Origin of the sequence: Pseudomonas frederiksbergensis, from assembly GCF_000802155.2 — a bacterium.
GTDB classification, from domain to species: Bacteria; Pseudomonadota; Gammaproteobacteria; order Pseudomonadales; family Pseudomonadaceae; genus Aquipseudomonas; species Aquipseudomonas frederiksbergensis_A.
Window position 1 is genome coordinate 172,385 of sequence record NZ_JQGJ02000003.1, and the last position, 24,903, is coordinate 197,287.

At 62.6% G+C, this 24,903-nt stretch carries 20 protein-coding genes; 17 read left to right on the top strand and 3 right to left on the bottom strand.

The features are described from left to right. Positions 1–11: 11 nt before the first annotated feature. Positions 12–971, bottom strand: a complete 960-nt coding sequence (locus JZ00_RS06725; RefSeq protein ID WP_039590615.1) for a GlxA family transcriptional regulator — start codon at positions 969–971, stop codon at positions 12–14. A 192-nt stretch (positions 972–1,163) separates the two neighbouring features. On the opposite strand from JZ00_RS06725, the gene JZ00_RS06730 reads away from it, so the two are divergent. The 6 genes from JZ00_RS06730 to JZ00_RS06755 all read left to right on the top strand — a co-directional run bounded on the left by JZ00_RS06730 (position 1,164) and on the right by JZ00_RS06755 (position 6,546). Continuing rightward, on the top strand, positions 1,164–2,108 hold the full coding sequence (locus tag JZ00_RS06730) for a choline ABC transporter substrate-binding protein (protein WP_039590614.1): 945 nt from the start codon (positions 1,164–1,166) through the stop codon (positions 2,106–2,108). A 164-nt stretch (positions 2,109–2,272) separates the two neighbouring features. Continuing rightward, positions 2,273–3,160 (top strand): beta-keto acid cleavage family enzyme, encoded by an 888-nt coding sequence (locus tag JZ00_RS06735; protein WP_039590613.1) that lies wholly within the window; start codon positions 2,273–2,275, stop codon positions 3,158–3,160. A gap of 98 nt (positions 3,161–3,258) precedes the next feature. Continuing rightward, the gene (locus JZ00_RS06740) at positions 3,259–4,224 is read left to right on the top strand and encodes an L-carnitine dehydrogenase (RefSeq protein ID WP_039590612.1); all 966 of its coding nucleotides are present in this window, start codon (positions 3,259–3,261) and stop codon (positions 4,222–4,224) included. 76 nt (positions 4,225–4,300) lie between these two features. Beyond that, complete coding sequence (locus JZ00_RS06745) at positions 4,301–4,777, top strand: thioesterase family protein (protein ID WP_039590611.1); 477 nt, start codon at positions 4,301–4,303, stop codon at positions 4,775–4,777. Between the two features lie 18 nt (positions 4,778–4,795). Continuing rightward, positions 4,796–5,959, top strand: a complete 1,164-nt coding sequence (locus JZ00_RS06750; protein WP_039590610.1) for a gamma-butyrobetaine dioxygenase — start codon at positions 4,796–4,798, stop codon at positions 5,957–5,959. A 323-nt stretch (positions 5,960–6,282) separates the two neighbouring features. After that, positions 6,283–6,546: a hypothetical protein gene (locus JZ00_RS06755; protein ID WP_039590609.1), complete on the top strand. Its 264-nt coding sequence runs from the start codon at positions 6,283–6,285 to the stop codon at positions 6,544–6,546. A gap of 106 nt (positions 6,547–6,652) precedes the next feature. Here JZ00_RS06755 and gbdR read toward each other — a convergent pair whose 3' ends face one another. Next, positions 6,653–7,756 carry a choline metabolism transcriptional regulator GbdR gene (gene gbdR, locus JZ00_RS06760; RefSeq protein ID WP_039590608.1) on the bottom strand — a complete coding sequence of 368 codons (1,104 nt, stop codon included), beginning with the start codon at positions 7,754–7,756 and terminating at the stop codon, positions 6,653–6,655. 465 nt (positions 7,757–8,221) lie between these two features. Beyond that, positions 8,222–9,598, bottom strand: coding sequence for an L-serine ammonia-lyase (locus JZ00_RS06765; protein WP_039590606.1), 1,377 nt, complete (start codon positions 9,596–9,598; stop codon positions 8,222–8,224). A 433-nt stretch (positions 9,599–10,031) separates the two neighbouring features. On the opposite strand from JZ00_RS06765, the gene JZ00_RS06770 reads away from it, so the two are divergent. From JZ00_RS06770 to JZ00_RS06820, 11 genes are all read left to right on the top strand, one after another. After that, complete coding sequence (locus tag JZ00_RS06770; RefSeq protein WP_039590604.1) at positions 10,032–10,979, top strand: choline ABC transporter substrate-binding protein; 948 nt, start codon at positions 10,032–10,034, stop codon at positions 10,977–10,979. 66 nt (positions 10,980–11,045) lie between these two features. After that, positions 11,046–11,891 carry a choline ABC transporter permease subunit gene (choW, locus tag JZ00_RS06775; RefSeq protein ID WP_039590603.1) on the top strand — a complete coding sequence of 282 codons (846 nt, stop codon included), beginning with the start codon at positions 11,046–11,048 and terminating at the stop codon, positions 11,889–11,891. Continuing rightward, positions 11,888–13,066 carry a choline ABC transporter ATP-binding protein gene (gene choV / locus JZ00_RS06780; protein ID WP_039590601.1) on the top strand — a complete coding sequence of 393 codons (1,179 nt, stop codon included), beginning with the start codon at positions 11,888–11,890 and terminating at the stop codon, positions 13,064–13,066. The genes choW and choV overlap by 4 nt, the downstream gene beginning before the upstream one ends. Positions 13,067–13,340: 274 nt before the next feature. After that, positions 13,341–13,961 (top strand): transcriptional regulator BetI, encoded by a 621-nt coding sequence (gene betI / locus JZ00_RS06785; RefSeq protein WP_039590600.1) that lies wholly within the window; start codon positions 13,341–13,343, stop codon positions 13,959–13,961. A 79-nt stretch (positions 13,962–14,040) separates the two neighbouring features. Then, entirely contained in the window at positions 14,041–15,513 is a 1,473-nt protein-coding gene (gene betB / locus JZ00_RS06790) for a betaine-aldehyde dehydrogenase (RefSeq protein WP_039590599.1), read from the top strand. Between the two features lie 213 nt (positions 15,514–15,726). After that, positions 15,727–17,430 carry a choline dehydrogenase gene (gene betA, locus JZ00_RS06795; protein WP_039590596.1) on the top strand — a complete coding sequence of 568 codons (1,704 nt, stop codon included), beginning with the start codon at positions 15,727–15,729 and terminating at the stop codon, positions 17,428–17,430. 278 nt (positions 17,431–17,708) lie between these two features. Next, positions 17,709–19,151, top strand: coding sequence for a TldD/PmbA family protein (locus JZ00_RS06800; protein ID WP_039590594.1), 1,443 nt, complete (start codon positions 17,709–17,711; stop codon positions 19,149–19,151). Beyond that, complete coding sequence (locus JZ00_RS06805; RefSeq protein WP_039590592.1) at positions 19,151–20,488, top strand: TldD/PmbA family protein; 1,338 nt, start codon at positions 19,151–19,153, stop codon at positions 20,486–20,488. Before JZ00_RS06800 ends, JZ00_RS06805 begins: the two co-directional genes overlap by 1 nt. Positions 20,489–20,580: 92 nt before the next feature. Next, the gene (gene mdtD, locus JZ00_RS06810) at positions 20,581–22,008 is read left to right on the top strand and encodes a multidrug transporter subunit MdtD (protein WP_039590590.1); all 1,428 of its coding nucleotides are present in this window, start codon (positions 20,581–20,583) and stop codon (positions 22,006–22,008) included. 215 nt (positions 22,009–22,223) lie between these two features. After that, positions 22,224–23,561, top strand: a complete 1,338-nt coding sequence (gene dbpA, locus JZ00_RS06815; RefSeq protein ID WP_230633492.1) for an ATP-dependent RNA helicase DbpA — start codon at positions 22,224–22,226, stop codon at positions 23,559–23,561. Between the two features lie 66 nt (positions 23,562–23,627). Then, on the top strand, positions 23,628–24,806 hold the full coding sequence (locus tag JZ00_RS06820) for a BaiN/RdsA family NAD(P)/FAD-dependent oxidoreductase (RefSeq protein WP_039590587.1): 1,179 nt from the start codon (positions 23,628–23,630) through the stop codon (positions 24,804–24,806). Positions 24,807–24,903 lie beyond the last annotated feature (97 nt).

Here is a 24,903-nt window from a genome sequence, read left to right on the forward strand (position 1 = left end):
ATAAAAGCCTGTCAAACCGCCGCCCGCTCATCCCCCTGCCGCCGCCGATCCTCCCGCGGACACCGAGCAAACCGAGCCCGATAGCTGCGAGTGAAGTACGACGGCGATTCGAACCCACAGGCAATGCTCACCTCCAGCACGCTCATGTCGGTCTGGCGCAGCAGCTGCCGGGCCTTTTCCAGGCGCAGGCGCAGGTAGAAGTTGCTGGGCGTGTCGTTCAGGTGCAGGCGGAACAGCCGTTCGAGTTGGCGTCGGGTGACGCTGATCGATTCGGCCAGGGCCAAGGTGCTCAGGGGCGGTTCGCTGTGGGTTTCCATCTCACCGATGACGTGCACCAGCTTCTTGTTGCGAATGCCGTAGCGGTTGGCGATTTCCATGCGCTGGTGGTCTTTGCGGGGGCGGATGCGACCAAGCACGAATTGTTCGCTGACCTGGATCGCCAGTTCCGAACCGTGGGCCTGGCCGATCAGGTCCAGCATCAGATCAATGGACGCGGTGCCGCCCGCACAGGTGATGCGCCGGCGGTCGATTTCGAAGAGTTCCTGGGTCACGCTGAGCTGCGGATAGGATTCCTTGAACGCCTCGATCGCTTCCCAGTGCAGCGTGACGCGATGCCCTTCCAACAATCCCGCCTGCGCGAGGACTACGCTGCCGGTGTCGATCCCACCGAGGATGACACCATCGTTGTCCAGCCGGTGCAGCCAGCGCTCCAACACCGGGCTGACGAACTTCAACGGCTCGAAGCCCGCCACGATCCAGAGCGTCGCGCCTTTTTTCAAGGGCTCCAGCGCGGCGTCGGCGTTGACCGACATGCCGTTGCTCGCCAGCACCGCCCCGCCATCGGCGCTCAACACATGCCAGCGGTACAGCTCGCCGCGAAAGCGATTGGCGACCCGCAGCGGCTCGATGGCCGAGATGAAACCAATGGCCGAGAAACCCGGCAGCAACAAGAAGTAGAAATCCTGGGACATGGAGCGCACTCGGTTGGCGGGTGGCGTGCGGACCTTGATACGCCAGTTGCAAGCGGCGTTCAAGCATCCAGGTCGCTGCAGTGCAAGAGCACGTCGCCGCTGTGCGTTTTGAGCAAGCCCTGGCTGCGTACTTTGGCATCACCGGCGCGCAGACGCCGGAACCCATAACAACAAGCTGCCGAGGAACCCGACATGAAAAGACTGATCAGCTCCTGCGTTCTTGCACTCAGCGGTACCGCTTTCCTCAGTTCGGCCACCCTGGCAGCCGAGCCCGCCGCATGCCAGAACGTGCGCCTGGGCGTGGTCAACTGGACGGACGTCATCGCCACCAGTGCCCTGACCCAAGTGATGCTCGATGGCCTCGGCTACAAGACCAAGCAGACCAGCGCCTCCCAACAAATCATCTTCGCCGGCATCCGCGACCAGCGCCTGGACATGTTCCTGGGCTACTGGAACCCGTTGATGACCCAGACCATCACGCCATTCGTCGAGGCCAAGCAGGTCAAGGTGCTGGAGCAGCCCAGCCTCAAGGATGCCCGCGCCACCCTGGCCGTGCCGACCTACCTGGCCGACAAGGGCCTGAAGACCTTCGCCGACATCGCCAAATTCGAGAAAGAGCTAGGCGGCAAGATCTACGGCATCGAGCCCGGCTCCGGCGCAAACACCCAGATCAAGGCAATGATTGCCAAGAACCAGTTCGGCCTGGGCAAATTCCAGCTGGTGGAGTCCAGCGAGGCCGGCATGCTCGCCGCCGTGGACCGTGCCGTACGGCGCAAGGAAGCCGTGGTGTTCTTCGGCTGGGCACCGCACCCGATGAACGTCAACGTGCAAATGACCTACCTCACCGGCAGCGAAGATGCCCTCGGTCCGAACGAAGGCATGGCCACTGTCTGGACCGTCACCGCGCCGAACTACGCCGAGCAGTGCCCGAACGTCAGCCGCCTGCTGAGCAACCTGACGTTCAGTGCCGAAGACGAGAGCCGGATGATGCAGCCGTTGCTCGATCACAAAGATCCGCTCGAATCGGCGCGGCAGTGGCTCAAGGACCATCCGCAGGACAAGCAGCGCTGGCTCGAAGGCGTGACCACCTTCGACGGCAAGCCCGCCGCCGACAACCTGAAGCTCACCAGTAACTGACTGAACGTTCTCCCTCTGCGCAGCGCTTGTGGCCTGTACGGTTAATTCGAGCACTCAAATTCGAGTGTCAGGACTTGCCAGGCAAGGCGCCATGACGAGCCGTAAATTAGCCACACAGGCCACTAACTGCGCGGTGACTCACCACGCCTGAAGGAATCCGCACCATGAACCACGACGTCATTATCACCTGCGCACTCACCGGTGCTGGCGACACGACCGCCAAGAGCCCCCACGTGCCGGTCACCCCGAAACAGATCGCCGCCGCTGCCGTCGAGGCGGCGAAAGCCGGGGCCACGGTGGTCCATTGCCACGTGCGCGACCCGCAAACGGGCAAGTTCAGCCGCGACGTGGCGCTGTACCGCGAAGTGATGGAGCGCATCCGTGAGGCGGACGTCGACATCATCGTCAACCTCACCGCCGGCATGGGCGGCGACCTGGAGATCGGTGCAGGCGAACGGCCGATGGAGTTCGGTCCCAACACTGACCTGGTGGGCCCATTGACCCGCCTGGCCCACGTCGAAGAGCTGCTGCCGGAAATCTGCACCCTGGATTGCGGCACCCTGAACTTCGGCGACGGCGACACCATTTACGTCTCCACCCCTGCCCAACTGCGGGCCGGCGCCAAGCGCATCACCGAGCTCGGCGTGAAGGCCGAGCTGGAGATCTTCGACACCGGCCACCTGTGGTTCGCCAAGCAACTGATCAAGGAAGGCCTGCTGGACAACCCGCTGTTCCAACTCTGCCTGGGCATTCCATGGGGCGCCCCGGCCGACACCACCACCATGAAAGCCATGGTCGACAACCTGCCGGCAGACACGGTGTGGGCCGGCTTCGGCATCGGTCGCATGCAAATGCCGATGGCCGCCCAGGCGGTGCTGCTGGGCGGCAACGTACGGGTCGGGCTGGAAGACAACCTCTGGCTGGACAAAGGCGTACTCGCCACCAACGGCCAGTTGGTGGAGCGCGCTGGCGAAATCCTCAGCCGACTCGGGGCTCGCGTGCTCACTCCGGCTGAAGGCCGCAAGAAGATGGGCCTGGTCCAGCGCGGCTAAACCCGAATCCGTTCCTTGGATCTGCCGAGAAGGCAGATCCCATGTTCACGCAGACCCGCTCTCACCCTTTCAGATCACCGACCTTTCAGGAAACCACCATGAGCTTCATCACCGACATCAAGACCTTCGCCGCCCTGGGCAGCGGTGTCATCGGCAGCGGCTGGGTCAGCCGTGCCTTGGCCCATGGCCTCGACGTGGTCGCCTGGGACCCTGCGCCGGGTGCCGAAGCGGCACTGCGCAAGCGTGTCGCCAATGCCTGGGGCGCCCTGGAGAAACAAGGCCTGGCCCCTGGCGCTTCGCCGGATCGGCTGCGCTTCGTCGCCACCATCGAAGAATGCGTGCGCGACGCCGATTTCATCCAGGAAAGCGCCCCCGAGCGCCTGGAACTCAAACTCCAACTGCACAGCCAGATCAGCGCCGCCGCCAAGCCGAACGCGCTGATCGGCTCGAGCACCTCGGGGCTGCTGCCGAGCGAATTCTATGAAAGCTCGACCCATCCGGAGCGCTGCGTGGTCGGGCATCCGTTCAACCCCGTCTACCTGTTGCCGCTGGTGGAAGTGGTCGGCGGCAAGAACACCGCACCCGAAGCCGTGCAAGCGGCGATGCAAGTCTATGAATCTCTCGGCATGCGACCGCTGCATGTGCGCAAGGAAGTGCCCGGTTTCATCGCCGACCGCTTGCTCGAAGCGCTCTGGCGCGAGGCGCTGCATCTGGTCAATGACGGCGTGGCGACTACTGGTGAAATCGACGATGCCATCCGTTTTGGCGCCGGGTTGCGCTGGTCGTTCATGGGCACATTCCTGACCTACACCCTGGCCGGCGGTGATGCCGGGATGCGGCACTTCATGGCCCAGTTCGGCCCGGCGCTGCAACTGCCCTGGACCTACCTGCCAGCACCGGAGCTCACCGAAAAACTGATCGACGACGTGGTGGACGGGACGAGCGAGCAATTGGGGCAGCACAGCATTTCGGCGCTGGAGCGCTATCGTGATGATTGCCTGATGGCGGTGCTGGAGGCGGTGAAGACCACCAAGGAAAAACATGGGATGGCCTTCAGCGAATAAACATCCGCCTTGTGGCGAGGGCGCTCGCTCCCTCGCCACAGTTGTGTACACCAGCGACACTCTGTGGAGTTTCACAATGCCCACCCTCACCACTTACAAAACCCGAATCCTCCCCGAATGGGTCGACTACAACGGCCACTTGCGCGATGCCTTCTACCTGCTGATCTTCAGCTACGCCACCGACGCGCTGATGGACCGGCTCGGCCTCGACAGCCAGAGCCGCGAAGCCAGCGGCCACTCGTTGTTCACCCTCGAACTGCACCTCAATTACCTGCATGAAGTGAAGCTCGGCGCCCAGGTCGAGGTGCACACGCAGATCATCGGCCACGACGCCAAACGCCTGCATCTCTACCACAGCCTGCACCTGGTCGGCGGTGATAAAGAGCTGGCCGGCAACGAACAGATGTTGCTGCACGTCGATCTGGCGGGCCCACGGTCGGCGCCGTTCACCGAACCGACCCTGGACCAGCTCAAAGCCCTGCTCGACAGCCAGTCCGACTTGCCGACCCCGGCCTACATCGGTCGAGTCATTGCACTGCCCCCCGCCCGATAAAATCCCGAGGAGATCGCCATGCAACCCGTCGCCGCAATTGCCGACTTCCGCAGCTATCCCCTGGTCCACGCGTTGACCGCTGCGGCAGCGTTGGCCGACCGGGTTCATGTCACGTGGGCCGATGGCAGGATCAGTCCCTTTCATCACCAGTGGCTGCGTGATAATTGCCCGTGCTCGCAATGCGTCTATCGCGTCACCCGCGAGCAAGTCCTGGAAATCATCGATGTGCCCGAGGATTTGGCGCCCGGCGAAGTCGGCGTCGATGATGAAGGTCGCCTGTGCGTGGCCTGGCAGGACGGCCACCAAAGCCAATTCGACCCGGGCTGGCTGCGCGCCCACGCCTATGATGAACAATCCAGGGCCGAGCGCCTGGCGAGCAAGCCACAACGACAACTCTGGCAGCGCGACCTGCACCTGCCGGTATTCGAATACCAGGCGCTGATGGAGGACGCCAACGCGCTGCTCCAGTGGTTGCTGGCGGTACGCGACATCGGCCTGACCCAAGTCCGCGGCGTGCCCACCGAACCCGGCTCGCTGAAACAGATCGCCCAACGCATTTCCTTCATACGCGAGAGCAACTTCGGCGTGCTCTTCAACGTGCAATCCAAGGCCGATGCCGACAGCAATGCCTACACCGCTTTCAACCTGCCGCTGCACAGCGATTTGCCGACGCGGGAATTACAGCCGGGGTTGCAGTTCCTGCATTGTCTGGTGAACGACGCCGAGGGTGGCGAAAGTATTTTCGTCGACGGCTTCGCCATTGCCCAAGCCCTGCGCCAGGAAGACCCCGAGGCCTTCGACGCGCTGTGCCAGATCCCGGTGGAGTTTCGCAACAAGGACCGCCACAGCGACTACCGGTGCCTGGCGCCGATCATTGCGTTGGACGCCCTTGGGCAAGTCTCGGAAATCCGCATGGCGAACTTCCTGCGCGGCCCCTTCGACACCTCCGTCGAGCAGATGCCCAGGCTGTATCGCGCCTACCGCCGCTTCATCGCCCTGACCCGCGAACCGCAATTTCGCTTGGTGCAGCGACTCGAACCCGGGCAGCTCTGGTGCTTCGACAACCGCCGCACTCTCCACGCCCGCAACGCCTTCGACCCGGCGACGGGGGCGCGGCATTTCCAGGGGTGTTATGTCGATCGGGATGAGTTGCTGTCGCGGATTCTGGTGCTGCAGAGATAAATCACATCATCGTTCTTCGCGAGCCGCTCGCGAAGGCGTCTTGTGGGCAACCGGATATTGCGGATTTCCACAGGCAAAAAAATCCCCGATCAAGCCGTGACAGGATCGGGGCAGGAGCGTTACTGGAGGAGCTGTGGCGCGAGGGTGACCAAACCATCGTGATTCAGCTTGGGGCCAGTGTGCCCAGTCCAGGACCCGGCGAGTTAGCCGAAAACGACCCGCTCATAGTCATTCGTGACAGATCGACGATTCGCCCTTGCCGCCGCTTCGGGGGGCTACCAGAATCCAGGCACGACCCCAATCCCTGAACAAGGAAAAGCGTCATGATGTACGCCGATTTGATCGACCAGGAAGACCTGCTGGGCCACCTCAAGGCCCTGGGGCTGCAGATACCCAGCGGCGCCACTGCCGAGCAGGCATGCGAGTGCGCTGTGCGAGGGCTGGACAGGGCCCGCGCCAATGAACTGCGGCGGATGGTCAAGGACATGTACACCAGCAGCGCCACCATCCTGCCGGCCGTGCGCCAGGCGATCGACAAGCAGCTGTTGCCCGCGTTGACGCAATACCAGCAGAACCATAGCGGCTGATCGATCCGTTCTTGAGCAAGCCCCGCTCCCACATTTGGCCGAGTCTTCCATGGGAACTCGGTTGAATGTGGGAGCGGGCTTGCTCGCGAATACACGCGACTCGGTTTTAGAGCCTCACACTGGCAAACGTCGATTCATTACGCGCCTGGCTCAGTGCCGACAGCGGCCCGGACAATGGCGACAGCACCAGCGCTTGCGGCAGCGGCATCATCGCCACCTGTTGCGTGGTGTTGGAGCCGACGCGTTCGTCGCGCGGTGGAATGCCGAAGTATTCGCGGTAGCACTTGGAGAAATGCGGCGTGGAGACGAAGCCGCACACCGAGGCCACTTCGATGATCGACATCGGCGTCTGCTTGAGCAGTTGCCGCGCACGAATCAGTCGCAGCTTGAGGTAATAGCGCGACGGCGAGCAATGCAGGTACTTCTGGAACAACCGCTCCAACTGACGCCGGGACACGGCGACGTACACCGCCAGCTCGTCCAGGTCGATCGGCTCTTCGAGGTTGGCTTCCATCAGCGCGACGATTTCCTGCAGCTTCGGCTGGTTGGTGCCAAGCATGTGCTTGAGCGGCACGCGCTGATGATCCTGCTCGTTGCGGATACGCTCGTAGACGAACATCTCGGAGATCGCCGCCGACAGCTCCCGACCGTGATCACGGCTGATGAGGTGCAGCATCATGTCCAGCGGCGCGGTGCCGCCGGAGCTGGTGAACCGGTTGCGGTCGAGGGTGAACAGGCGCGTGCTCATCGACACCCGCGGGAAAGCCTCCTGCATCGCCGCCAGGCATTCCCAATGCACGCTGCAATCGAAACCGTCCAGCAGGCCGGCGCACGCCAGGGCCCAGCTACCGGTGCAGACCGCGCCAAGGCGACGGGACTGGCGGGCCTGGCTTTGCAGCCATGAGACATGTTCGCGGGTCACGGTGCGCTGGATGCCGATACCACCACACACGATGACGGTGTCCAGGGACGGCGCTTTGTGCATCGAGGCGTCCGGAGTGATCTGCAAACCGTCACTGGCCCAGACTTGGCCGCCATCGACGGTCAGGGTGGTCCAGCGGTACAGCTCGCGACCGGACAATTGGTTGGCCATGCGTAGCGGTTCCACCGCGGACGCCAGGGAAATCAGCGTGAAATTGTCCAGCAGCAGAAAGCCGATGGATTGAGGCGCACGGTTCTGGGGTTGGGCCCCGGAGTTGGACGTCGTCATCGCGGTATCTCCTCACACAAAGCGGGTGATGGCCTCAGGCGGAGGCTCTTGTTATTGCCCATCATTCTCTTGCGTGAGACGGGGCCTTTATCGGAATAGAGCAAATGCCATGCCTAAATTTGAATGGGCGTTCAATAACTCCTGAAAACGACATGCCGGCCTGTCTATATGAGGGGCCTGTCGAGGCTGGGTTCTAATTGCCATCAAGGGCGGCAGGCGCCTGCCAGGGCGGGCTGTGAGCAGATCGGTAGCACTTGTGGTAACTGGGCTGCGCCGTGTGCGCGACGGTTGTCACCGCAAGCGCGGGGACGAACGGTGGGGCGGCGTACAAAGGCGTGACCGACAAGTCACGTCTTATCTGTTTGCGACGCGCCAAAACGTGGCGAGTTTTTATAGCAGTGTGCATTTTACGAGCGGTTTTCGATCATTTTCATGGTGAGGGGATTTATCCCCCTCGCCACAAAATCAGCACTCCACCGCACTGACCGCCAAGCCGCCCCGTGATGTCTCTTTATATTTGTCGTGCATGTCGGCGCCGGTATCGCGCATGGTGCGGATTACCCGATCCAGGGAAATAAAATGCTGGCCATCACCGCGAAGGGCCATCTGCGCAGCGTTGATGGCTTTCACTGCCGCGATGGCATTGCGCTCGATACACGGCACCTGGACCAGGCCGCCCACCGGGTCGCAGGTCAGGCCGAGGTTGTGCTCCAGGCCGATTTCCGCCGCGTTGCACAGTTGTTCCGGCGTGGCCCCGAGGATTTCCGCCAGGCCCGCCGCCGCCATGGCGCAAGCCGAGCCGACTTCGCCCTGGCAGCCCACTTCCGCGCCGGAGATCGAAGCGTTCTTCTTGCACAGGATCCCCACCGCTGCGGCGCCGAGGAAGTAATCCACGACATTGGCGTCGGTCACCGCTTCGCTGAATTTCATGAAGTAGTGCAGCACCGCCGGAATGATCCCCGCCGCACCGTTGGTCGGCGCCGTGACCATGCGCCCACCGGCGGCGTTCTCCTCGTTGACGGCCAGGGCAAACAGGTTGACCCACTCCATCGCACTCAGGGTCGAGCCGATCACGTTCGGTTTGTTCAGCTCTTGCAGGCTGCGATGCAACTTCGCCGCACGCCGACGGACATTCAAGCCGCCGGGCAGGATGCCCTCGTGCTTGAGGCCCTGTTCGACGCAGTCCTGCATGGCCCGCCAGAGTTTCATCAAGCCGCTGCGAATCTCTTCTTCCGAACGCCAAACCTTCTCGTTGGCCATCATCAATTCAGCCACCCGCAGGTTGTGCGTGCGACACAGCGTGAGCAGTTCTTCGGCGCTGGAAAAATCATAAGGTAATTCGGTGGCGTCCAGATCCACCACGCCACTGGAGGCTTGGGCCTGGTCGACGACAAAACCGCCACCGACGGAATAGTAGGTATCGCGATGCAATTCGCCGCTTTCACCTTCGGCCACCAGCGTCATCGCGTTGGGGTGGAATGGCAGGTTTTCGTCAATCAGGCGCATGTCGCGGTCCCAGACGAAAGGCACCGGCAGGCGGCCGTCGAGCAAGAGGGTCTGGGTTTCGCGCAGCAACTGGATGCGCGTGACGATCTGCGACGGGTCAATCGCGTCGGGCCACTCGCTCATCAAACCCATGATCACCGCGTTGTCGCTGCCGTGACCGATGCCAGTGGCCGACAACGAACCGAACAGTTGCACCTCGACCCGACGCACATCGTGCAGCAGCGCCTTGGCCCTCAGCGCTTCGACAAACAGCGCCGCTGCGCGCATGGGTCCCACGGTGTGGGAACTGGACGGGCCGATACCAATCTTGAACAGGTCGAACACGCTGATGGCCATTGCCTTGACTCTCCAGAACGGTCACTTCCGGGCGCAGGAGCGCCCGGTGGCGCAGCTGCTACGCTCAACGCCGGGATGGCCGCATCATCGGGCTTTTGCCTTCGGTTTCAACGTCTGACACCGACGCAATCATGCCCAGCAACGCCGCGTTCCTTTCGCCCAGGTTTTACGACGTTTTTTGCGTCTCAGAAGCCAGTCGAGGGCTGAAAAAATCTGTAAACGACGTCACCAACACTGGATGCGACCCTCCCTGTACTGGATACGACGCGCCCTGTAGGCGTCAGATTTGCACTGGTACATGATCGGTTACGGCTCGTTTGCAAGGCCGCGTGCCACGAAGAGTGCCCACGCGCCACCAACCGCAACTCAAGAAAAGCAAAAAAGCGCGGTTGTCCCGACCGGACACTGCCGATAAAACACCAGGAGTCCACCCATGAAAGGTTCCACGCCGTTGTTGTTGGCCGCCATGCTGAGTCTTCCAATGCTGGCCAACGCTGCAGAACCCGCACAATGCAGTACCGTCAACTTCTCCGATGTCGGCTGGACCGACATCACCGTGACCACCGCGACCACCAGCGTCGTACTCGACGCCCTCGGCTACAAGACCAAGACCACGATGATTTCCGTGCCGGTGACCTACAAGTCCCTGGCTGATGGCAAGAACATGGACGTGTTCCTCGGCAACTGGATGCCGACCATGGAAAACGACATCAAGGCCTATCGCGAAGCCGGCACCGTGGAAACCGTGCGCGCCAACCTCGAAAACGCCAAGTACACCCTGGCGGTTCCCGAAGAGCTCTACAACAAAGGCCTCAAGGATTTTGCCGACATCGCCAAGTTCAAGAAGGAACTCGACGGCAAGATCTACGGCATCGAGCCGGGCAACGACGGCAACCGCTTGATCCAGAGCATGATCGACAAGAATGCCTTCGGCCTCAAGGACGCTGGCTTCAAGGTCGTCGAGTCGAGCGAAGCCGGCATGCTGTCGCAAGTCGATCGCGCCCAGCGTCGCAATACCGCCGTGGTGTTCCTGGGCTGGGAACCGCATCCGATGAACACCCGCTTCAAGATGAAATACCTCACCGGTGGCGATGAGTTCTTCGGCCCGAACTTCGGCCAGGCGACCATCTACACCAACACCCGCAAAGGCTACGCCCAGGAATGCAGCAACGTCGGCCAGCTGTTGAAAAACCTGGTCTTCACCCTGGACATGGAAAGTACGCTGATGGGCAACGTGCTGGACGACAAGATGAAGCCAGAGGCGGCCGCCAAGGCCTGGCTGAAGAAAAACCCACAGGTGCTCGATACCTGGCTGGCCGGTGTTACCACCATTGACGGTAAACCTGGCCTGGAGGCCGTGAAAGCCAAGCTCGCGCAGTAAAAAGCTTATGCCGGGCGGGTTCGCTCGCCCGGGCTGTTTATTCCTTGCATGCGGACGTTCACTACCATGCTTATTGATCAGAAAATACCCTTGGGCCAGTACATCGCGGGCTTTGTCGAATGGTTGACGCAAAACGGCGCCAACACCTTCGACGCAATCGCGATGTTCCTGGAAACGATGATTCACGGCGTGACGTTTGCGCTGACCTGGTTCAATCCACTGGTGCTTATCGGCCTCATCGCGCTACTGGCGCATTTCATCCAGCGCAAATGGGGCCTGACCGTTTTCGTCATCGCGTCCTTCTTGTTGATCCTCAATCTGGGTTACTGGCAAGAGACCATGGAAACTCTCGCCCAGGTGCTGTTCGCGACCCTGGTCTGCGTCTTGATCGGCGTGCCGCTGGGCATTGTTGCCGCGCACAAGCCGATGTTCTACACGATGATGCGTCCGGTACTCGATCTGATGCAGACGGTACCGACCTTCGTCTACCTCATTCCTACCCTGACCCTTTTCGGTCTGGGTGTGGTCCCGGGCCTGATTTCCACGGTGGTGTTCGCAATTGCCGCGCCCATCCGCCTGACCTACCTGGGCATCCGCGACGTTCCGGACGAACTGATGGACGCCGGCAAAGCCTTCGGCTGTTCCCGTCGCCAGCTCCTGTCGCGCATCGAATTGCCGCACGCCATGCCAAGCATCGCCGCAGGCATCACCCAATGCATCATGTTGTCGTTGTCGATGGTGGTGATCGCGGCGCTGGTCGGTGCCGACGGGCTGGGTAAACCCGTGGTCAACGCACTGAACACCGCTGATATCGCCCTGGGCTTCGAAGCTGGCCTGGCGATCGTATTGCTGGCGATCATGCTCGACCGAATCTGCAAACAACCCGACGCCAAAGTAGGGGGTGACGCATGAGCATAATTCGCTTTGAAGACGTTGACGTGATCTTCGCCCGGGACCCTCGCGAGGCCCTGAAGCTGCTTGACAAGGGCATGACCCGCAACGAAATCCTGAAGAAGACCGGGCAGATCGTCGGCGTGGAAAAGGCCAGCCTCGACATTGAAAAAGGCGAGATCTGTGTGCTGATGGGCCTGTCCGGCTCCGGCAAATCCAGCCTGCTGCGCTGCATCAACGGCTTGAACACGGTGAGCCGCGGCAAACTGTTCGTCGAGCACGAAGGCCGGCAGATCGACATCGCCTCCTGCACCCCCGCCGAACTGAAGATGATGCGCACCAAGCGCATCGCCATGGTGTTCCAGAAGTTCGCCCTGATGCCTTGGCTGACGGTGCGCGAGAACATCAGCTTCGGCCTGGAAATGCAGGGCCGGCCGGAGAAGGAACGCAAGAAGCTGGTGGACGAGAAACTTGAGCTGGTGGGCCTGACCCAGTGGCGCAACAAGAAACCCGACGAGCTGTCCGGCGGTATGCAACAACGCGTCGGCCTGGCCCGCGCCCTGGCGATGGACGCCGACATCCTGCTGATGGACGAACCGTTCTCGGCCCTCGATCCGTTGATCCGCCAAGGCCTGCAGGACGAACTGCTGGAGCTGCAGCGCAAGCTGAGCAAGACCATCGTGTTCGTCAGCCACGACCTGGACGAGGCCCTGAAACTGGGCAGCCGCATCGCCATCATGAAAGACGGGCGCATCATCCAGTACAGCAAGCCGGAACAAATCGTACTGAACCCGGCGGACGACTATGTGCGCACCTTCGTCGCCCATACCAACCCGCTCAACGTGCTCTGCGGTCGCAGCCTGATGCGCACCCTGGATAACTGCAAGCGCATCAACGGTTCGGTGTGCCTGGACCCGGGCGGTGACTCCTGGCTCGACCTGGCCGAAGGCAACACCATCAAGGGCGCCCGGCAGAACGGCGCCGCGCTGGACCTGCAAAACTGGGCGCCGGGGCAATCCGTCGAAGGCCTGGGCCGTTTCCCGACCTTGGTCGACTCCAGCATCGGCATGCGCGACGCCTTGCAGATCCGCTACCAGACCGGCAACAAACTGGTGCTCCACGATAACCAGAAAGTGGTCGGGATCCTGGGTGACAGCGAGCTGTATCACGCGTTGCTCGGCAAGAACCTGGGCTGAGCCCTCGCAAACAAGAACGCCGCGAGATGATCGCGGCGTTTTTGTTTGGGGTGCCAACTGCTGACAAGCCTTCCAGCCATCAGGCGCATTTGGCCTACATGCCAACCGACGAGTGTTATAAAGACATCCCCAAAAGTCCTCGCCCCGGCAAATAGCGACGACTTGTCATAGAACTTATTTTTTGTTGATTGAACGTTCAATCAAAACAAAATAGACTGGCTTTCGTTCCGGCAGACGACATTCGTGCGCCGGATGGCCTAAGGAGATGTGCTAGATGCCCAAGGTCGGTATGCAACCCATCCGCCGCCAGCAATTGATCGAAGCCACTTTGCAGGCCGTCGATCAGGTCGGAATGGGGGACGCCAGCATTGCGCTGATCGCCCGTTTGGCCGGAGTTTCGAACGGCATCATCAGTCACTACTTTCAGGACAAGAACGGCCTGATCGCGGCTACGGCCCAGTACCTGATGACTGTCCTGAGCGAGAACGTCACCGCGCGTCGTCAAGCGCTGACGGACTCGAGCCCGCGAGCTCACCTGAAGGTGATCATCGAAGGCAACTTCGACGCCAGCCAGGTCAACGGCCCGGCAATGAAAACCTGGCTGGCCTTCTGGGCCACCAGCATGCACCACCCGTCTTTGCACAGGTTGCAGCGGATCAACGATCACCGTCTGTATTCCAACCTGTGTTGCCAGTTCCGCCGCGTGTTGCCTGTCGACCAGGCGCGCAGTGCGGCTCGGGGCCTGGCCGCCCTGATTGACGGGTTGTGGCTGCGCGGCGCGCTGTCGGGAGACGCGTTCGATACCGCCCAGGCACACCAGATCGCTTACGAATACATGGATTTCCAATTGGCCAAGGCAGGGGCGCCAGAGCACACAGAACCGCTCGACGCCTGAACCGCCACCGCAGCGCGTAGTCAGCTATGAACGACACGCTCGGTGGTCAGCCAACCACTTATGCACTTGCGAGGACTTTATGGCCCGTTTCGAACTGCAAAAACTCTACATCGATGGCGCGTACAGCGATGCCAGCGGCGACGCCACTTTCGAAGCCATCAACCCGGCCAATGGTGAAGTGCTCGCCCTGGTGCAACGCGCGACGAAAGAAGACGTCGAACGCGCCGTGGTCAGTGCCGAAAAGGGCCAGAAAGTCTGGGCCGCCATGACCGCCATGCAGCGCTCGCGCATCCTGCGTCGTGCCGTGGACATTCTGCGCGAACGCAACGATGAGCTGGCCGCCCTGGAAACTCTGGACACCGGCAAGGCCTACTCCGAAACCCGCTACGTCGACATCGTCACCGGTGCCGACGTGCTGGAATATTACGCAGGCCTGGTGCCTGCCATCGAAGGCGAGCAGGTTCCGCTGCGCACCACTTCATTCGTCTACACCCGCCGCGAGCCCCTGGGCGTGGTGGCCGGTATCGGCGCCTGGAACTACCCGATCCAGATCGCCCTTTGGAAATCCGCCCCGGCCCTGGCTGCGGGTAACGCGATGATCTTCAAGCCAAGCGAAGTCACCTCGCTGACCACTCTGAAACTGGCCGAGATCTACACCGAAGCCGGCGTTCCAGCAGGTGTATTCAACGTGTTGACCGGCAGCGGCCGTGAAGTCGGCACCTGGCTGACCGAACACCCGCGCATCGAGAAAATCTCCTTCACCGGCGGCACCGATACCGGCAAGAAAGTCATGGCCAGCGCTTCGAGCTCCTCGCTCAAGGACGTGACCATGGAGCTGGGCGGCAAGTCGCCGCTGATCATCTTCGACGACGCCGACCTGGATCGCGCCGCCGACACCGCGATGATGGCCAACTTCTACAGCTCCGGCCAGGTCTGCACCAACGGCACCCGCGTGTTCGTGCCGAGCCACCTCAAGGCGGCGTTCGAAGCCAAGATCGCCGAGCGCGTGGCGCGCATCCGCATCGGTAATCCAGAAGACGAAAATACCAATTTCGGCCCGCTGGTGAGCTTCGCCCACATGGAAAGCGTGCTGGGCTATATCGAGAAAGGCAAAGCCGAAGGCGCGCGCCTGCTGTGCGGCGGTGGTCGCCTGACCGACGGCGAATTCGCCAAGGGCGCGTTCGTCGCCCCGACCGTGTTCACCGATTGCACCGATGACATGACCATCGTGCGTGAAGAGATCTTCGGCCCGGTGATGAGCATCCTCACCTATGAAACCGAAGAAGAAGTGATCCGTCGTGCCAACGACACCGACTTCGGCCTGGCCGCCGGCGTCGTGACCCGCGACCTCAACCGCGCCCACCGCGTGATCCACGAGCTCGAAGCCGGCATCTGCTGGATCAACGCCTGGGGCGAATCGGCGGCGCAAATGCCCGTCGGCGGCTACAAGCAATCGGGTGTAGGTCGCGAGAACGGCATCAGTTCGCTGACCAACTACACCCGCATCAAGTCGGTGCAGGTCGAGATGGGCGACTACACGTCGGTGTTCTGATCTGACACCGAACCTGGGGCTGGGGCTTTTGTGGCGAGGGAGCTTGCTCCCGCTGTGCTGCGAAGCGGCCCCAACTTCAAGTCCCAGACCATTCAGACAGAACACGGTCGCCCTGTTTGCGACTGCTACGCAGCCGGCCGGGGATACATCCCCTCGCCACAGGTAGCACAGGCGACCGCGACCTGAACCCAATTCCCGAAGAGGGTGCATTTCATGTCCCAAGAATTCGATTACATCATCATCGGTGCCGGCTCGGCCGGTAACACTCTGGCCAGCCGCCTGACCGAAGACGAAGGCGTCACCGTCCTGCTGCTCGAAGCCGGCGGCCCGGATTATCGCCTGGACTTCCGCACCCAGATGCCCGCTGCCCTGGCATTCCCTCTCCAAGGCCGTCGCTACAACTGGGCCTACGAGACCGACCCCGAGCCGCACATGAACGGCCGCCGCATGGAATGCGGTCGTGGCAAGGGCCTGGGCGGTTCTTCGCTGATCAACGGCATGTGCTACATCCGCGGCAACGCCCTGGATTACGACAACTGGGCCAAGCTGCCGGGCCTGGAAGACTGGACCTACCTCGATTGCCTGCCGTATTTCCGCAAGGCCGAAACCCGCGACATCGGCCCGAATGACTACCACGGCGGCGACGGCCCGGTCAGCGTGACCACGCCCAAGGCCGGCAACAACCCGCTGTTCCACGCCATGGTCGAAGCCGGCGTGCAGGCCGGTTACCCGCGCACCGAAGACCTCAACGGCTACCAGCAGGAAGGTTTCGGCCCGATGGACCGTACCGTCACGCCCAACGGCCGTCGCGCCAGTACCGCACGCGGCTACCTGGACGTCGCCAAGAAGCGCTCGACACTGACCATCGTCACCCACGCCCTGACCGACAAGATCCTGTTCGAAGGCAAGCGCGCGGTCGGCGTGCGTTACCTGGTGGGCGCCGCTGAAGAGCGCGTCGAGGCCCGGGCGCGCAAGGAAGTGCTGCTGTGCTCCGGCGCCATCGCCTCGCCGCAGATCCTGCAACGCTCCGGCGTCGGCCCGGCCAAGCTGCTGGAAAGCCTCGACATCCCCGTCGTCCACGACCTGCCGGGCGTCGGTGAAAACCTCCAGGATCACCTGGAGCTGTACCTGCAATACGCCTGCACCCAGCCGGTCTCGCTGTACCCGTCGCTGCTCTGGTACAACCAGCCGGCCATCGGTGCCGAGTGGCTGTTCAACGGCACCGGCATCGGCGCCAGCAACCAGTTCGAAGCCGGCGGTTTCATCCGCACACGCCCGGATTTCGAATGGCCGAACATCCAGTACCACTTCTTGCCGGTGGCGATTAACTACAACGGCAGCAATGGTGTGAAGGAACATGGTTTCCAGGCGCACATGGGCTCCATGCGCTCGCCGAGCCGTGGTCGGATCCAGGCCAAGTCCAAGGACCCGCGCCAGCACCCGAGCATCCTGTTCAACTACATGGCGACCGAGCAGGACTGGCAGGAATTTCGCGACGGCATCCGCCTGACCCGCGAGATCATGCAGCAGCCGGCGCTCGATCCGTTCCGCGGCAGGGAAATCAGCCCGGGGATCGAGGTGCAGACGGACGAGCAACTGGACCAGTTCATCCGCGAGCACGCCGAAACCGCGTTCCACCCATCCTGCTCGTGCAAGATGGGCACCGACGACATGGCCGTGGTGGACGGCGAAGGCCGCGTGCATGGCATGGAAGGCTTGCGCGTGGTCGACGCCTCGATCATGCCGATCATCACCACCGGCAACCTCAACGCGCCGACGATCATGATGGCCGAGAAAATCGCCGACAGGATCCGCGGCCGCAAGCCGTTGCCTCGCAGCACCGCGCCTTACTACGTAGCCGGCGATGCACCGGTGCGTGGCAGGCCGTTGCGTGAAGTGACCACGGCAGTGCAGTAACCACTCAAGACCGAGGCGCGGTCTTCGTCGGATCGCCGCCCGGAGCAGGCTCGCTTCCACAGGGGTTCTGAGGTGGACACAGGTTTTGTGACCACCGACGATCCCACCGTGGGAGCGACCCTGCTCGCGAAGGGGCCAGCCCATCCAGCATGGTCTCTGACTGCCGCATCGCAAAACTCCCATCTGCCTTGATCCCTCCCCCGCCCCAGGCCTACTCTAGAGCCACCGCGTCACTGCGCCGCACCTCGCTGCATCGCCACTCCAGACAAGGAGGTTCCATGTTCGACTTCCACCCCCAGCTCAAGCAGCGTTTTGCTGCCTTGCGCACGGGCGCTGAATTCTTTTCCCTGCGTTACGTGCGCGAGTCCGGCCAACACTTGTCGGTGCGCAAGAATGTCGCCGAACCGCCCAGCCTGGGCCATGACGAAGGGGCGATGCTCACCGTGAGGGTCAACGGGGTCGAGGCGTACGCTGCTACCAACGACCTGTCCCAGACCGGCCTGCAATCGGCACTGGAGCGCGCCGAGCAATACGCTCGCCAGCTCAAGCCCCACGCCCTGCTCGACCTGCGCGAGCAGACGGTGTCCAGCGACCGCGCCGATTACTTTTCGCCGCATTTCGACCAGGCGTTCCCTGCGCTGAGCGATTGTTACCAATTGCTCGGCGACGAGTCCGCCGCAGTGCCCCAGGACGAGCGCCTGGTGAACTGGCAAGCCAGCATCGGCCTGACCCAGGTCGAGCAGATCTACCTCAATAGCGCCGGCGCTGAACTGCGCCAGGCCCAACGTTTCATCTATCCGGCCCTGGACGTCACCGCCTTCGACGGCCAGGACAGCCAGACCCGCACCCTGGGCCGGGAAAACTTCGGCCAGCAAGGAGGCTTCGACGTGATCAGCCGTTGCGGCCTGATCGGCGCCGGGCCAAAAATCGCCGACCAGGCCCTGCAGCTGCTGATGGCGCCAAACACCCCGGCAGGCCCACGCGACCTTCTGCTGATGCCCGACCAGATGATGCTGCAGATCCACGAGTCCATCGGCCACCCGCTGGAACTGGACCGCATCCTCGGTGATGAGCGCAATTACGCCGGCACCAGCTTCGTCAGGACCAGCGATTTCGGACACTTGCAATACGGCTCCCGCCTGCTGAACGTAACCTTCGACCCGGACATTCCCGAGGAGCTGGCGAGTTACAGCCATGACGACGACGGCAGCGCCGCCAGCAAGCAATTCCTCATCCGCGAAGGCCTGCTGCTGCGTCCACTGGGCGGGGCACTTTCACAGTTCCGTGCCGGCCTCGACGGTGTCGCGAACAGCCGCGCCTGCGGCTGGAATCGGCCGCCCATCGACCGCATGGCCAACCTGAACATCGAGCCCGGCGACCAATCCCTGGAGCAACTGATCCAGGGCATCGAGCACGGCGTGCTGATGCGCACCAACCGTTCCTGGTCCATCGACGACGCCCGCAACAAATTCCAGTTCGGCTGCGAATGGGGCCAGTTGATCGAGAACGGCGAGCTCAAGGGCGTGGTGAAGAACCCCAACTACCGAGGTATTTCCGCGCAGTTCTGGAAAAGCCTGCGCGCCGTGGGCGACGCCAGCACCTCCCAGGTCCTCGGCACGCCGAATTGCGGCAAGGGCGAACCGAACCAGGTCATCCGCGTCGGCCATGCGTCGCCGGCCTGCGTATTCAGCAACGTGGATGTGTTTGGGGGAGATGCCTGATGAGCACCGTCAATAATCAAGCTGGGGCGTTCAAGGCACTGGTCGACTGGTTGCGCGACGCGCTGCACGAGCCTGAGCAATTCACCCTGGGCTACGCCGCCGAAACGTCGGCCTTCGTGCGCTTCAACCATGGCAAGGTCCGCCAGGCCGGCCAGGTGCAACAGGCCAATGTCAGTTTCAAGTTGATCAATGACGGCCGTCATGCCGACCTGCAGATCACCTTGTCCGGCGACACCGAGACCGACCTGCGACGCTTGGCCGACGGGCTGCAACAATTGCGCGAGACATTGCCGCTGCTGCCAGCCGATCCCTACCTGCTGCTCAACCACAACCATTGGCAGAGCACCAACGTGCAGGACCATCCGCTGCCGGACACCGACCAGGCCGTCGCTGAAATCACCCGCGCCGCCGAAGGCCTGGACCTGGTCGGTTTTTACGCCGCAGGTCCCATCAGCCGTGGCTTCGCCAGTTCGTCTGGCGCGTTCGGCTGGCATCAGGCCAACAGTTTCAACTTCGATTTCAGCCTGTTCCATGAAAATGGCCAGGCGGTGAAAGCCAGCTACGCCGGGCACGAGTGGAGCCACGACGGATTCGCCCGGCGCTTCGAGCAGGCCCGCGAGCAACTGGAATTCCTCGGTCGCCCGCTGCGCACCCTACCGCCCGGCGAATACCGCGCCTACCTGGCGCCGGCTGCGCTGGAAGAAATCATGGGCATGCTCAGTTGGGGCGGGTTCTCGGCCCGGGCAATTGCCAGCAAACAAAGCCCGCTGCAGAAGTTCTACGCCGGCGAAGCCCACTTCAGCCCCAACGTGTGGTTGACCGAGCAAGTCAGCGGCTCGTTGAGCCCGGCATTTTCCGACGAAGGTTATCCCCGCGATGACTTGGGACTGATCGCCAAGGGCACGGCTAACGCGCAGTTGGTCAACTCCCGCAGCGCCGCCGAATACGGCCTCGCCGCCAACGGCGCAAGCAGCTACGAATACCCCACGGCGCTGGACATGCAGGGTGGGCAACTGGAGCAGAAGTACATCCTCGAAGAACTCGGCACCGGGCTGTATATCAGTAACCTCTGGTACCTGAACTACTCGGACCAACCGGCGGCGCGACTGACCGGCATGACCCGCTTTGCCACGTTCTGGGTCGAGAACGGTCGGATCCAGGCACCGGTGAGCACGATGCGTTTCGACGACAGCGTCTACAGCCTGCTCGGCTCGCAACTCGAAGCGCTGACCCGGGAGCGGGAACTCCTGCTCTCGGCCAGCACCTACAGCCAGCGGGCCACGGCCTCGATGTTGTTGCCGGGGGCGCTGGTCAAGCGGTTGACATTGACGCTGTGACACGCGGCCCCCCGCGGCGAGGGAGCTTGCTCTCTCGCCACAAAAAGCGTTTTCGCCACAGGAAATTGTTCACTTTCCATCCAAGAGGTCCCATGCCCAACCGCGCTCCCCTCGACGCCGTCACCGCCCGCTGGCTCCCGTGGGTGGTGGCAATCGCTTTCTTCATGCAGTCCCTGGACGGCACCATCCTCAATACCGCCCTGCCCGCCATGGCCAGCGACCTGGCGGAAAACCCGCTGCGCATGCAGGGTGTGATCATTGCCTACATGCTCACCGTCGCCTTGCTGATCCCTGCCTCGGGCTGGATCGCCGACCGCTTCGGCACCAAGAAGATTTTCTTCGGCGCGATCCTGCTGTTCAGCTTCGGCTCGCTGCTGTGCGCCTTGTCCAATTCGTTGAGCATGCTGATCGGCGCCCGGGTGATCCAAGGCCTGGGCGGTGCGCTGATGCTGCCGGTGGGGCGGCTGGTGGTATTGCGGGCCTATCCACGTTCGGAGCTGGTGCGGATCATGGGCTTCATCACCATCCCCGGCCTGCTCGGCCCGCTGATCGGCCCGACCATGGGCGGCTGGATGGTCGAATACATGACCTGGCATTGGATCTTCATCATCAATCTGCCGGTGGGTGTGATCGGCTGCTACGCGGTGTGGAAGTTCATCCCAGACCTGCGCGGCACTGAGCGCACACGCTTCGATGGCCTGGGTTTCCTGTTGTTCGGTGCGGCAATGGTGCTGATCACCATCGCCATGGAAGGCCTGGGGGAACTGCACCTGCCGCACCTGCGGGTGATGTTGCTGCTGTTCGGCGGCATGGCCTGCCTGGCGGCGTATTGGTTGCGGGCCGGGCACGTCGAGAACGCGCTGTTCCCACCGTCATTGTTCAAGACCCGGACCTTTGCGGTGGGCATCCTCGGCAATCTGTTCGCGCGCCTGGGCAGCGGCGCCCTGCCGTTCCTGGTGCCGTTGTTGTTGCAAGTCGCCTTGGGTTATTCGCCCTCCCAGGCGGGGATGAGCATGCTGCCCCTGGCGGCCGCAGCGATGGTCGCCAAATCGGTCGCCCGGCCGCTGATCGAACGCTTCGGCTATCGCATCGTCCTGACCGCCAATACCCTGGCCCTGGGCGTGATGCTGGCGAGCATGGGCTTGGTCAGCGAGCAGACACCGTACTGGCTGTTGCTCGCGCATCTGGCAGTGCTGGGAGCGATCAACTCCCTTCAATTCACCGCGATGAACACCGTGACCTTGATCGACCTGGACGACGCCAGCGCCAGCAGCGGCAACAGCTTGTTGTCGGTGGTGGCGCAACTGTCCCTGAGCCTGGGCGTGGCTTGCGCCGGGGCCTTGCTCGGCGGCTTCACCGCCCAGGTTGGCAATGACGGCGTGGACACGGTGCTGGGCGCGTTCCAATTGACCTTCGTGACGGTGGGGATCATGGCGATGCTGGCGGCGACGATCTTTTCGCAACTGTCGAAGCAGGACGGGCGGCGGCAGAAGCGACCGGATGAGCACATCGAGCATTAAGCTGAGCTCAGCGGGCAGGCCGGTTTGGGGGCGCTTCGTACCTCAGCGGGGGCAAGCTCCCCCGCCACAGGGCTCCGCGGTCTGGCTACACAGCTCGTCCAGATCTTTCGAAGAAAGTGGCACGAGGCTGTTACACTGCGCGACATTTTGTTTTGCAGGCCCGTCCCGTGACCACCATCGCCACCGCTTTTAATACTTTGCCGCTGTCCGCCGCCATGCTGGCTAACCTCGAATCACTCGGTTATGCCCAGATGACGCCGATCCAGGCGCAAAGCTTGCCGGTGATCCTCAAGGGTATGGACCTGATCGCCCAGGCCAAGACCGGCAGCGGCAAGACCGCAGCCTTCGGCATCGGCCTGCTGAACCCGATCAACCCGCGCTATTTCGGCTGCCAGGCCCTGGTGATATGCCCGACCCGTGAGCTGGCCGACCAGGTCGCCAAGGAAATCCGCCGCCTGGCCCGTGCCGAAGACAACATCAAGGTCCTGACCCTGTGCGGCGGCGTGTCCTTCGGCCCGCAGATCGCCTCCCTCGAACACGGCGCCCATATCATCGTCGGCACGCCAGGCCGGATCCAGCAGCACCTGCGCAAGGGTTCGCTGGTGCTCGACGGCCTTAACACGCTGATCCTCGACGAAGCCGACCGCATGCTCGACATGGGTTTTTATGACGCCATCGAAGACATCATCCAGCAGACCCCGGAACGCCGCCAGACGCTGCTGTTCTCCGCCACTTACCCGGTGGGCATCAAGCAACTCGCCTCCAAGTTCATGCGTGACCCGCAGCAAGTGAAGGCCGAGGCATTCCACTCCGACGCGCAGATCGAGCAACGCTTCTACGAGATCTCCCCCGAGGAGCGCATGGACGCGGTGGTCAAGGTGCTGGCGCATTTCCGTCCGGCCTCTTGCGTGGCGTTCTGCTTCACCAAGCAGCAGGTCCAGGAAACCGTCGATCACCTGACGGCCAAGGGCATCTCTGCCGTGGGCCTGCACGGCGACCTGGAACAGCGTGACCGCGACCAGGTGCTGGCGATGTTCGCCAACCGCAGCACCTCGGTGCTGGTGGCCACCGACGTGGCGGCCCGCGGCCTGGACATCGATGCCTTGGACATGGTGATCAACGTCGAGCTGGCCCGCGACTCGGAAATTCACATCCACCGTGTCGGCCGCACCGGTCGCGCCGGTGAGAAAGGCATCGCCATCAGCCTGGTGGCGCCGTCCGAAGCCCACCGCGCCCAGGCCATCGAGCAACTGCAGAAGGCGCCGCTGAGCTGGGACCAACTGGACAACCTCAAGCCCCAGGGCGGCGGCCCGCTGCTACCGGCCATGAGTACGCTGTGCATCGGCGCCGGGCGCAAGGACAAGGTCCGCCCCGGCGACATCCTCGGCGCCCTGACCGGCGAGGCCGGCATCCCTGGCGCCCAGGTCGGCAAGATTGCGATCTTCGATTTCCAGGCCTACGTGGCGGTGGAACGCGGCATCGCCAAACAGGCCCTGCAACGCCTGAACGATGGCAAGATCAAGGGCCGGTCGTTGCGGGTGCGGATCCTCTGATTCCAGTTGACGCCCTTGCCACAAAAGCCCCTACCCCGCCGACCATCGAAACTTGAGGACACCGTTTTGCGCTCTACCGAAGTCGTGATCATTGGCGCTGGCGCCGCGGGCTTGATGTGCGCGCTGACCGCTGCCGGACGCGGGCGCCAGGTAATGTTGCTGGACCACGCCAACAAGGCCGGCAAGAAAATTCTCATGTCGGGCGGTGGGCGCTGCAATTTCACCAACATGTACACCGAGCCGGGCAATTTCCTCTCGCAGAACCCACACTTCTGCAAATCCGCCCTGGCCCGCTACACCCAGTGGGATTTCATCGCGCTGGTGGCCAAGCACGGTGTGCCCTATCACGAGAAAAAGCTCGGCCAGCTGTTCTGCGATAACAAGTCCAGCGACATCCTTGGCCTGCTGCTGGAAGAATGCGACCAGGCCGGCGTCAACCTGCACTTGGATACTTCGATCGAGCAGATCGAAAAGACCGAGGGCGGCTATCAATTGCAGACCACCCTTGGGCCCGTCGCCTGCCAGTCTCTGGTGATCGCCACCGGCGGGCTATCGATCCCGACCCTGGGCGCGACCGGTTTCGGCTATCAAGTAGCGAAGCAGTTCGGCCATCAACTGTTGCCGACCCGCGCCGGGCTGGTGCCGTTCACCATTACCGATCAGCTCAAGGCACTGTGCACCGAGCTGTCGGGTACATCGGTGGATTGCCTGGTGAGCTGCAACGACCAGAGCTTTCGCGAGAACATCCTGTTCACCCATCGCGGCCTGAGCGGCCCGGCGATCCTGCAGATTTCGTCGTTTTGGGAGCCAGGGGACACGGTGCAGATCAACCTGCTGCCCGACCACGACGTGCCGCAATGGCTGCAACAGCAACAGGCCGAACGCCCCAACAGTGAGCTGAAGACCCTACTGGGCGAGCTGTTCACAAAGAAAATGGCCAACCTGCTGGCAGACACCTGGTTCGTCTCCAAACCGATGAAGCAATATACCCACGCGGAACTGGCGGACATCGCCGAGAAGCTGGCGAGCTGGAACGTGGTTCCGGCCGGCACCGAAGGCTACCGCACCGCCGAAGTCACCCTTGGCGGCGTCGACACCCGTGAAGTGTCGTCCAAGACCATGGAGTCGCTGAAAAGCCCGGGGCTGTATTTCATTGGCGAGGTGCTGGACGTCACCGGGCACCTCGGCGGGTTCAATTTCCAATGGGCCTGGGCTTCGGGGTATGCGGCGGCGCAGTACGTCTGATTCCTCCCCATGTTGAGCCTGCTTCTGAGGCGAGGGAGCTTGCTTTCGCTCGACTGCGCAGTAATCGCAGAACAGGCACCACACTCTGTCTGAATAG

Bases quoted from the DNA above. Each gene is read 5' to 3' on its own strand.
- JZ00_RS06725 (WP_039590615.1), bottom strand. From the start codon at position 971: ATGTCCCAGGATTTCTACTTCTTGTTGCTGCCGGGTTTCTCGGCCATT.
- JZ00_RS06730 (WP_039590614.1), top strand. From the start codon at position 1,164: ATGAAAAGACTGATCAGCTCCTGCGTTCTTGCACTCAGCGGTACCGCT.
- JZ00_RS06735 (WP_039590613.1), top strand. From the start codon at position 2,273: ATGAACCACGACGTCATTATCACCTGCGCACTCACCGGTGCTGGCGAC.
- JZ00_RS06740 (WP_039590612.1), top strand. From the start codon at position 3,259: ATGAGCTTCATCACCGACATCAAGACCTTCGCCGCCCTGGGCAGCGGT.
- JZ00_RS06745 (WP_039590611.1), top strand. From the start codon at position 4,301: ATGCCCACCCTCACCACTTACAAAACCCGAATCCTCCCCGAATGGGTC.
- JZ00_RS06750 (WP_039590610.1), top strand. From the start codon at position 4,796: ATGCAACCCGTCGCCGCAATTGCCGACTTCCGCAGCTATCCCCTGGTC.
- JZ00_RS06755 (WP_039590609.1), top strand. From the start codon at position 6,283: ATGATGTACGCCGATTTGATCGACCAGGAAGACCTGCTGGGCCACCTC.
- gbdR (WP_039590608.1), bottom strand. From the start codon at position 7,756: ATGACGACGTCCAACTCCGGGGCCCAACCCCAGAACCGTGCGCCTCAA.
- JZ00_RS06765 (WP_039590606.1), bottom strand. From the start codon at position 9,598: ATGGCCATCAGCGTGTTCGACCTGTTCAAGATTGGTATCGGCCCGTCC.
- JZ00_RS06770 (WP_039590604.1), top strand. From the start codon at position 10,032: ATGAAAGGTTCCACGCCGTTGTTGTTGGCCGCCATGCTGAGTCTTCCA.
- choW (WP_039590603.1), top strand. From the start codon at position 11,046: ATGCTTATTGATCAGAAAATACCCTTGGGCCAGTACATCGCGGGCTTT.
- choV (WP_039590601.1), top strand. From the start codon at position 11,888: ATGAGCATAATTCGCTTTGAAGACGTTGACGTGATCTTCGCCCGGGAC.
- betI (WP_039590600.1), top strand. From the start codon at position 13,341: ATGCCCAAGGTCGGTATGCAACCCATCCGCCGCCAGCAATTGATCGAA.
- betB (WP_039590599.1), top strand. From the start codon at position 14,041: ATGGCCCGTTTCGAACTGCAAAAACTCTACATCGATGGCGCGTACAGC.
- betA (WP_039590596.1), top strand. From the start codon at position 15,727: ATGTCCCAAGAATTCGATTACATCATCATCGGTGCCGGCTCGGCCGGT.
- JZ00_RS06800 (WP_039590594.1), top strand. From the start codon at position 17,709: ATGTTCGACTTCCACCCCCAGCTCAAGCAGCGTTTTGCTGCCTTGCGC.
- JZ00_RS06805 (WP_039590592.1), top strand. From the start codon at position 19,151: ATGAGCACCGTCAATAATCAAGCTGGGGCGTTCAAGGCACTGGTCGAC.
- mdtD (WP_039590590.1), top strand. From the start codon at position 20,581: ATGCCCAACCGCGCTCCCCTCGACGCCGTCACCGCCCGCTGGCTCCCG.
- dbpA (WP_230633492.1), top strand. From the start codon at position 22,224: ATGCTGGCTAACCTCGAATCACTCGGTTATGCCCAGATGACGCCGATC.